The sequence below is a fragment of the Pedobacter sp. 10L46_2 genome (assembly GCF_056395165.1).
Genome location: NZ_JBFTIZ010000324.1, coordinates 1 through 9,116, shown reverse-complemented (window position 1 = coordinate 9,116; position 9,116 = coordinate 1). Strand labels below are relative to the sequence as shown.

The window sequence follows — 9,116 nt, the reverse complement described above, 5'->3', positions numbered from 1 at the left end:
CCTTATGTAGTGCGAGGAATGGTTTTGTGCTAGATGGTATGTGGGCTAAAAGTCCAATTGCTTCTTGATGATGATTTAGTATGGGCTCTATAAATCTATACTATGGGAAAAATGTACAAGACTGTTGTCCGTTTGTCCATTTCATGAGGCTGGCATTCTCCCCATCTTTGTAATGTAAACAAACAACAAATATTTCAAACATTAATTTAAAAAAATAGCAATGAAAAATCTAATCTTAACCGCAAGTCTAATCATGACTTTATTAACAAGCCAGTTCGCTTTTTCACAAAGCAAAAGAATCCCAGCTTCAGCCGGAAGGACGGAATATATCGAAGTTGAGCCAGGTGTAAAACTTCACGTAACTGATCTTGGCGAAGGACAACCAATTGTATTGATTCACGGATGGCCACTTAGCGATGAAATGTACCAATATCAATATCAGTATTTGGTAAGGAAGGGTTTCAGGGTGATCGGCATTTCATTGCGTGGTTTCGGTAAATCTGATAAACCTTATGGAAAGTACAATTTCGATGTTTTTTCAGATGACATTTATGCCGTTCTTCATACCTTAAAAATAGAGAAGGCTGTGCTGGGTGGTTTTTCTATGGGCGGAGCAGTTACTATCCACTATGTGAACAAATATAAATCAGCACATGTAAGCAAACTGGCGCTGTTTGCGGCAGCGGCTCCATCTTGGAAGCAACGTGCAGATTACAACTACGGAATATCCGAGGAAGGCGCTGCGGGACTGATTAAACAAACCATGACAAGCAGAGAAGACCTGATAGCAGGATTAGGAGCAGCATTCGCGGCAAAAGGCACTACTCTTCCAAAAAATGTAGATAAATGGTTGGAGAATATCAATCTGTCTGCAAGTCCTTATGTTGTTACTGAATCTATCAGTGCACTTGGTGATCTTGATTTGCGTCCGGTGCTTAAGAACATCACGATCCCTGTAGCCATATTTCAGGGCACAAAAGATCAACTAATTGATTTTACGCTGGCTGAGCAATTAAATAAAGGCTTAAAAAACTCCTATATCGTAAAATTCGAGAACAGCGGGCATGCACTTTTTGTAGAAGAGATGGACAAATTTAACTCGGAGCTTGAGCAGTTTGCGAAAAAATAATAATGAAAGTTGCCTGTTGGTTTAAATACTTGCAGGTAATTTTCGTTTTAACCAATCTTGAAATCATCATCAAGAATGGTAATTTTATTTTTTAATCCATTTGATTAGCCCAATTATGAAACAGAGCATTTTTGATGCGAATCTTAAAACCATCGGCATGGTAAATGTTGATCTAGAAAATATTGAAACCATCAATTCCGACACTTACAAATCCTATATCAAGGTGCTTTATCTTAATGAAGGATTTGAGATAAAAGTGGACTTCAATGTTTACATTACTACTGGTTCAACGCTTTTCTTTATCAGTCCAAATCAGGTACTGAGCATTGAGAAATTGGGTGAGCAACCCGGCCTTTTTGTGTTCTATAACCGCGACTTTTATTGCATACAGTTACATGATGAGGAAGTTGCCTGCGATGGATTCTTGTTCAATAACATTAGCAATATGCCGATGACGGTGATACCCGAGCAGGATGCCACATTTATTGAGTACCTGTTTTCTCGGATCGAGGATGAATTTGAACTCAAGGATGGATCGCTGGAGGAAATGATCAGGACTTATCTTAAGCAGCTTTTGATCAAGTCTACCCGATTATGGAAGGTGCAACACCTAGAAGGAGCGATGGCCGCCAGATCGAACAATGACCTTGAGTTCTTTAGGAAATTTACCCAATTAGTCGAAGTGAACTTTAAGGAAAAGCATAATGTTGCCGACTACGCCGACCTGCTGATGATAGCCCCAAAAACCCTTACCCATAGATTCAAGCGACTTAACCTTCCACAGCCGAACGAAATCATCAAGAACAGGATTATTCTAGAAGCAAAAAGATTACTTGTACATACCGACAGAACTGCAAAGGAGATTGCCTACGCGCTGGGTTATGAAGATCCTGCCTATTTCAGTAGACTATTTTTTATCAAGACCGGTGAACCGCCATCTAGCTTCAGGTCTAAATACCTAAATTTACATGAACCAAAACAGGCTTAATCGTCAATGATCTTGTATGTGATCAACTAAAAATAGAGAGCTCTTACTAGGCGTTGCGGCAGCGTTTTTTCTGTTAATTTTATTGTTAACTGTTTAATGGCATCGGAAGGAGGCAGTTGAATCTGGAGTTCATTATGGTACTTCAATTGAAATTATATCCAAAATGCAATCCCGGCTGCCCGAAGAAGAATTTTGACCATCTATCGTCAACCTTTTTAAACGAATCAGGCATTTTTGATTGATAAGGGCGGTGAGTTATTGCTATTGAAGGTTGAAAAAAAAGCCTGTCCTTGAAAAGTTTAATGTGATAACCAATGGAATAGGTGTTAAATATTTGAAAGCCATTGTCAATCTTATTAACGAATATGACCTGGAAACCTTTCTCCTTCTGCTTCAAATGATTTTCCGTAAGGAATGCCAATTGGCCAGCCATATTTCCAAGTTTTTAGCTCTAGTGAAATTACATCCTTTCCTGTAATGCGGTAACCTAAGTTCAGATAAGCCATACCAGGTGGATTATTATCAGCTACTACATTAGCTATCATAAATAAGGTGCTGCCTATGAAATACTTTCTATAAGTGCTGTCTTGTTTGGAATATTGGGCTTTTACTTGTAGGGCGCTTGCCGTCATTAAAGTCAGGGCGAAACATAAAATTTTCTTTTGCATAAGTATATTAGTTTTTAAACGATAAGCAAAGGTAGATTGGCGAGTTGGCATAACTCGTTCACTTAAGTTAAGAAATGAACCTTACTTAGGGTATTTAGTTCTTGAAGATTTAACACTCTCATAGTTTTTTATGTGAAACAATTTTTTACGGCTAATAATAAACCAACAAGAAATATTAAATTTGATACCTATCGCCTAAATATTAGAAATATGCAGTTGAATAATGATAAAATGGATCAAATCCTGTTAAATTTTTTAGCGAGATTTGAATTTGCTAGAAATAAGGCCGGATTTGGCTCAAAGAATTCCTCAGTACCATTTAGCGAGTTATTTGGGTATCACTCCGCAATCTTTAAGTAGAATGAGAAAGAGACTGGTTAGAAAAGCCTCTTAAATTTACGACACCAAATCGTTTCTTAACTTAAGGTAACGAGTTTAGGCTTTTATCATTTTTATGTTTGCATAGAACTATTAAAAATGATAAAAATGAAAATTGCTAACATCCTTATCCTGGTATTTTTTACGACCACAACATTGTTCGCCCAAGAGAATGGTGCCTTTAAAAAAGGAAATAAATTACTCAATATCGGTATTGGCGTAAACTCCTCTTATGACGGAGGCATACCTGTCGGTCTTTCTTATGAGCAGGGAATTACAGGTAGTATCAGCATTGGTGCAAATGCAGACTACCTCTCAAATGAATACCTGTCCCTCAAATTTACGGCCATTTACTTTGGCTTAAGAGCGTCTTATCATGTTAATCAATTATTAAAAATTAACAGTAACAAGATAGATTTATACGGAGGGCCAACCCTTGGCTACAGAAGTTTTTCCTGGAAAGACAATGGTGAAGACCTGGGCGATAGTTACGGAAGCGGACTGTTTCTGGGCGCATACGTAGGAGGCAAATACTTCTTCAGCAATAACCTTGGCGCATTCACTGAGCTTGGCGCTATAGGCAGTACCAATGCCAGAATTGGAATAGCACTTAAATTTTAATTAAAAACATACTTTATGAAAAAGTCAATTTTTACACTACTAATGGTAGTGGCAGTTTTTGTTGCCTGCAAGAAGAATTCAGATAAAAAGCCTGATAATAACTCGCGCACAGTGCGTTATGAGATCACAGGAGCTTTTTCGGGACCAACACTGATGGTGTCATATACGACTGCTACAGGTGGTACGGCAAATGATCCGGTCGCATCGCTTCCATGGACAAAAGAAATTACTTACGCTACAAATGTAGCTGCAGCCATTGTCGCAATATCAGGAAATGGAGGAGTAGCCGGTCAAAAAGTAACAATTGTAGTCAAGAGAGGAGGCAGTCAGGTAGGAGTACCAATTGATGCAGTGGCTGATGCTTCAGGAAGTTTCTCTAAATCTGCTCCGGCTATAGTTTTTTAAATTTCTTTTAGAGACTTTACAGATCCTACGATAGATTTAGTAAATAAATTCGATAAACGTCATTAGAAGGTTATTAGGAAGTTTCAAAACGGTTTGGTTATAAGGTTTCCCCATCTGAAAATATGATAAACGGCACGGGGGTATGAACTTATAAAGTCTTATCTTTCGTATGACTGATGTTGATACAATTATTGCTTAGCTAGCTTGTATAATTTACCACTGTCCGTTGCTGCATAAATAGCACCATCTTTACCGGTGGCTATGCAGCGCCAGCGTTCATTTTTATCGGAAAGCAAACGTTCTTCACCCACAACTTTGTTGTTTTTTATCACCAAACGAATGATGTGTTGTCCACTGAGTGCCCCTACAAATAGGTTATTTTTCCACTCAGCGATGTTACCAGTGTAAAACATCATGCAGCCTGGCGAGATAACGGGATCCCAATAGTAAACTGGCTGTACCGTACCTTCTTTTTGTTGTATACCATCATAGACCTTTTCACCACTGTATTCAATGCCGTAAGTTACGTAAGGCCAGCCGTAGTTGCCGCCTGGTTTAATTAAGTTAATCTCGTCGCCACCACGTGGTCCAAATTCTGTCTCCCATAGGTCACCATTAACGGGGTTAATGGACAAACCATCTGGGTTACGAAAGCCATAGGCATATATCTCTGGCTTGGCATTCGCCTGGCCTATAAACGGGTTACTGGCAACAGGTTTGCCGTCTTTAGTAATATGGATAATTTTACCGGTGGTTGCGCTTAGGTCCTGCGCCTTAGCGCGAATATCATTAGATTGACGGTCACCAGAGCTGATGAAAATATTGCCTTGTTTATCAAACACCAAACGTGAACCAAACTGACCGGCACCTTTAAAACGCGGACTGGCTTCAAATATCACGCTCACGTTTTCCAGCTTTGTTTCATCGGCCGATAATTTTCCTTTAGCTACGGCTAAGGTAGCCCCCTCGCCCGGTTGCGCATAGGTCCAGTAAATCATGCGGTTTTTAGTAAAATCAGGATCAATGTTCACATCAAGCAAACCACCTTGTCCCTGAAATTGCACTTCCGGGAAACCGGTAATGGTTTTATCAATTTTACCGGCAGTTGTCAATATTTGCATAGTCCCCGGCTTACTGCTTATCAGTAAACGGCCGTCGGGTAAAGCATGCATGCCCCAGGGGCCCTTTAGCTCAGTGCTTATGACTTTTGCGGTATACGGAGTTTTGGTTTTAACGCTGCCGATACGGGTTTGCCCTGCGAAAGCAGGTTTATACTCGCTATTAGCCTTGTTTTTTTCAACCGGCTTACCGGTTTGTGCCATGCTGGATGCATTTAACGATAGAAGGGCAACGCCCAGGGTTAATGGTTTATAAATTTTCGAAAACATAATGCAATTTGGATTAATGTCAGGTAAGTTACAACCTTATGAGCTTAATGTTTGAATACAACGTGTTTTTTACACTAGTCACAACAGAGGGGGCTTGAAATCATAAAATTTTTAGTTTTACAATTAGAATTAAGGCATTGAATTAGTTTTTTGTACCTTCGTGTCTTATGCAAAGACAACTATTCACATATTATAGTTTAGCGATTGGAATGACTGCCTGATTCCGGGTGTCTTGTTTCTAAAATTGCATGTTTGGTAGTTTCTGTATTACCAAAGGTGTTTTGTATGGGGCAAAGCATTCGGATGATAGATAATTAAGCAATTTTATTTCATCATTTTAAATTATAAGTAGTGAATAACTTATCATTATATGGTTGGAACGACAGTCTGTTCCAACTCAAACAAACATCACAATACAAACATCTTTTTCATGGTCGTGTTTCTGCAGTAAACAAAACAAATTATGAGGTTATTACCGAAGGTGGTCTGCTGTTGTGCGAACTAACCGGCAATTTGCTTTATGGAAGGTCATTATTTGAACTTCCGTGTACAGGCGATTGGATTATTTTTCAACCTTTTGACGATAATAAAGGAATAATCGTTGATGTTTTACCGCGTAAACATACGCTGTTTCGGAAAAAGAGTGGTACAATATCCGACAGGCAAGCTATCGCATCCCATGTTGATAAGGCATTTATTGTACAAAGCCTTGATGCCAATTTCAGTGTTCGCCGAACGGAGCGTTTTATGGTTCAGGTATTAGAAGAAAATATTCAACCAGTATTGATACTCACTAAATCTGACTTGGAGTTTAGTCGCCATCAAGTAGATGAGTCGCTGAAACATATTGCCCGGCAAATACCAATATTTTTCACAAGTATTCTTTCTCCCGAGACAATACTCCCTGTGCGAAAATTTATCAGGCAAGGAGAATCGATTGTATTTGTAGGATCATCAGGGGTTGGGAAAAGTTCTTTAATCAATGTATTATGTGAACGGACAGTACTTCCCACATCTGAAATAAGCAAATCTTCAGGTAAAGGTCGGCATACCTCAACTAGAAGAGAAATGGTTCTGATGGATGATAGTGGTATTCTAATAGATACGCCGGGCGTAAGAGAATTTGGTTTAGCGTCAGATAATCCTGAGGCACTCGCAGATATATTCGATATTTCTGATTTCGCGGAATCCTGTCGTTTTGAGAACTGTACGCACGTCGATGAACCTGGCTGTGCAGTTGTTGAAGCTGTAAACAACGGTCTTTTAAAATTTGAAGTGTACAACAGTTACCTCAAATTGCGAAAAGAATCTTGGTATTTTTCTACTTCTGAACATGAAAAACGCAAAAGAGATAAATATTTTGCTAGAGTTTCAGATGAAGCTAAGAGAATAAAAAAACGTTGATCGTCCTATTATTCAGTACAGGTGTTCCATCTAATAATGGAGCACCTGTCTGGCTATCCTTTCTTTATAATAATGTGTGTCGCGTTCTCTCCAGCCACTTTTTGCACTTGATTATAGCCCAGCGCTGCCATATCCATTCCTGAGAATAAGTGTTCCCCTGAACCTAAGAAGACAGGTGAAATTGCTAAATGAAGTTCATCAATATGGCCCGCTTGCAGATATTGCCTTATCGTTGAAACCCCACCACCAATACGAATGTCTTTTCCGTTCGCTACTTTTTTTGCCTCTTTCAACGCAGATTCGATGCCATCGGTAATAAAATAAAACGTTGTTCCTCCTTTCATGGTCACTGGTTTTCTAGCATGATGCGTTAAAACAAATACTGGAACATGGTAAGGTGGTTCCTCGCCCCACCAACCCTTCCATTCATCATCTGGCCATGCTCCACGAACGGGTCCGAACATATTCCGCCCCAGTATCCAAGCTCCCATGTTCTCGAATGACTTCTCTACGAATTCATTATCTGTGCCTTCAGTTCCGTCATTTTTACCTCCCATCTTCCGAAACACTTTTGTTGGAAAAATCCAGTTGTGAAGTTCCTCACCTCYTAGTCCCAAAGGATTAGTTAGATCTTGTTTGGCGCCTGCACCAAATCCATCCAGGGAAATAGAAAAACATGCAACTTTTACTTTACTCATATTTAGATTCATTTTCAATTGGTTTTTAAGGTCTTGAGTTAATTTATATGCCTGCCGATCTCTTTTTATAATACAAATTTCGCTAGAAAAATTAATTTTTGGTGGTGTCTATACGACTAAATAAGGGCAGAATGCGACAAGTGTTCCTATGGATACTAATTTTTTTAAGATATTTTCTCCAAATTTGATTAATCAATTAAGTGATGAACTATAAGGAAACTAAGCCCCATCCGGCAATAGCTGATTATATTGATGCGTTTTGGACTACAACAAACGACGAAAGAAGCGCGGTGTTCGAAAAGATCTTACCTGATGGGTGTGTTGATATCATCTTAAATCTGGGCGAGGATTGTAAGACTGACAATGGACAATTCAATATTAAAAATGGAGAAATCTGTTTGGTGGGGACTATGAGACATTTCAAAATGACTGAGCTGAAAACGGAAACAAAACTTTTAGGAGTACGCTTCAAACCTTCTGCCTTTTCTGCTTTCTATAAATTCGGCTCGCTGCACGAGGCAACCGACAGTACTATAACACTTGACAAAGAACTTTCGCCCGACTTCAATCGGGTTATAACGGAATCTATTGGATATCTTAATCAGTTTTTTATTAAAAAGCTTAAACCACATCCAGCACCTATACTGATGCCTGTTATAGCTGACATTAAAAAACAGAAAGGCATCATCAGTGTGGTTGAATTGACAAATCGGCATTTTACTACTGTAAGACAGCTGGAACGTCATTTCAAGCAGCATGTGGGGATCAGTCCAAAAGAATTTATTAATATAACCCGCTTTCAGTTTGTGCACGCAGCTATCCAGAAAAAATCATCAAAGAAAAGCATGTCGGAGATTGCTTTTGAACACGGTTATTACGATCATGCACATTTGGCCAATGCTATAAAGAGTTACACGGGCGTTACACCTAACGAACTATAAAATTTGTCGCATTTTTCCAAAGTATGGATCAGTATTGTCAACTACATTTGCATCTATAATCTAAAGAAATCTACAGACATTATGGGCAATAGATCAGTACAGAACAAACTTAAGCATGAACAAATCCAATACATAGAGTTTCTCTCTAAAGATATTCAACTTGTTAAAAGGTTTTATACAGAATGTTTCAATTGGACTTTTACCGACTTTGGTGCCAATTACACCGCTTTTGAAGGCGATTATATTGATGGTGGCTTTACTTCGGGCAGGCCTGTAAAAGGAAGCATATTAGTTATCCTTTATTCAAAGGATATTGAAACGACCAGAGAAAAAATTATTAAGGCCGGCGGTATAATATCACAAGATATTTTCAGTTTCCCAGGCGGTAGACGTTTTCAATTTATTGATCCGGATGGTAATGAGTTGGCAGTTTGGTCTGAATAAACGAAATATTAGAATACTAACTCATTAAATTTCCTCGATAATAGTACATTTG

10 protein-coding genes are annotated in these 9,116 nt (G+C 38.9%); 7 read left to right on the top strand and 3 right to left on the bottom strand.

Annotation, left to right across the window (positions count from 1 at the left end):
- Positions 1–220 precede the first annotated feature (220 nt).
- Both AC1DDX_RS23840 and AC1DDX_RS23835 read left to right on the top strand, forming a co-directional pair.
- A complete protein-coding gene (locus tag AC1DDX_RS23840) occupies positions 221–1,129 on the top strand; it encodes an alpha/beta fold hydrolase (protein WP_172660560.1) in 909 nt (302 codons plus the stop codon).
- A 115-nt stretch (positions 1,130–1,244) separates the two neighbouring features.
- Positions 1,245–2,117, top strand: a complete 873-nt coding sequence (locus AC1DDX_RS23835; protein WP_337715248.1) for a helix-turn-helix domain-containing protein — start codon at positions 1,245–1,247, stop codon at positions 2,115–2,117.
- A gap of 356 nt (positions 2,118–2,473) precedes the next feature.
- Here the strand turns inward: AC1DDX_RS23835 and AC1DDX_RS23830 are convergent, their stop codons facing one another.
- Complete coding sequence (locus AC1DDX_RS23830) at positions 2,474–2,785, bottom strand: hypothetical protein (protein WP_477622712.1); 312 nt, start codon at positions 2,783–2,785, stop codon at positions 2,474–2,476.
- Between the two features lie 486 nt (positions 2,786–3,271).
- On the opposite strand from AC1DDX_RS23830, the gene AC1DDX_RS23825 reads away from it, so the two are divergent.
- Both AC1DDX_RS23825 and AC1DDX_RS23820 read left to right on the top strand, forming a co-directional pair.
- Positions 3,272–3,784, top strand: a complete 513-nt coding sequence (locus AC1DDX_RS23825; RefSeq protein ID WP_288880838.1) for a hypothetical protein — start codon at positions 3,272–3,274, stop codon at positions 3,782–3,784.
- A gap of 15 nt (positions 3,785–3,799) precedes the next feature.
- Positions 3,800–4,189 (top strand): hypothetical protein, encoded by a 390-nt coding sequence (locus AC1DDX_RS23820; protein ID WP_172660557.1) that lies wholly within the window; start codon positions 3,800–3,802, stop codon positions 4,187–4,189.
- A 188-nt stretch (positions 4,190–4,377) separates the two neighbouring features.
- Here AC1DDX_RS23820 and AC1DDX_RS23815 read toward each other — a convergent pair whose 3' ends face one another.
- Entirely contained in the window at positions 4,378–5,577 is a 1,200-nt protein-coding gene (locus AC1DDX_RS23815) for a PQQ-dependent sugar dehydrogenase (RefSeq protein ID WP_246269517.1), read from the bottom strand.
- A gap of 351 nt (positions 5,578–5,928) precedes the next feature.
- On the opposite strand from AC1DDX_RS23815, the gene rsgA reads away from it, so the two are divergent.
- Positions 5,929–6,981 carry a ribosome small subunit-dependent GTPase A gene (gene rsgA / locus AC1DDX_RS23810; RefSeq protein ID WP_288880843.1) on the top strand — a complete coding sequence of 351 codons (1,053 nt, stop codon included), beginning with the start codon at positions 5,929–5,931 and terminating at the stop codon, positions 6,979–6,981.
- A gap of 53 nt (positions 6,982–7,034) precedes the next feature.
- Here the strand turns inward: rsgA and AC1DDX_RS23805 are convergent, their stop codons facing one another.
- Positions 7,035–7,679 (bottom strand): dihydrofolate reductase family protein, encoded by a 645-nt coding sequence (locus tag AC1DDX_RS23805; protein ID WP_477622711.1) that lies wholly within the window; start codon positions 7,677–7,679, stop codon positions 7,035–7,037.
- 203 nt (positions 7,680–7,882) lie between these two features.
- Between AC1DDX_RS23805 and AC1DDX_RS23800 the strand changes: the two genes are divergently transcribed.
- Both AC1DDX_RS23800 and AC1DDX_RS23795 read left to right on the top strand, forming a co-directional pair.
- Positions 7,883–8,620, top strand: coding sequence for a helix-turn-helix transcriptional regulator (locus AC1DDX_RS23800; protein WP_288880848.1), 738 nt, complete (start codon positions 7,883–7,885; stop codon positions 8,618–8,620).
- 81 nt (positions 8,621–8,701) lie between these two features.
- Complete coding sequence (locus AC1DDX_RS23795) at positions 8,702–9,064, top strand: VOC family protein (protein WP_337715240.1); 363 nt, start codon at positions 8,702–8,704, stop codon at positions 9,062–9,064.
- Positions 9,065–9,116 lie beyond the last annotated feature (52 nt).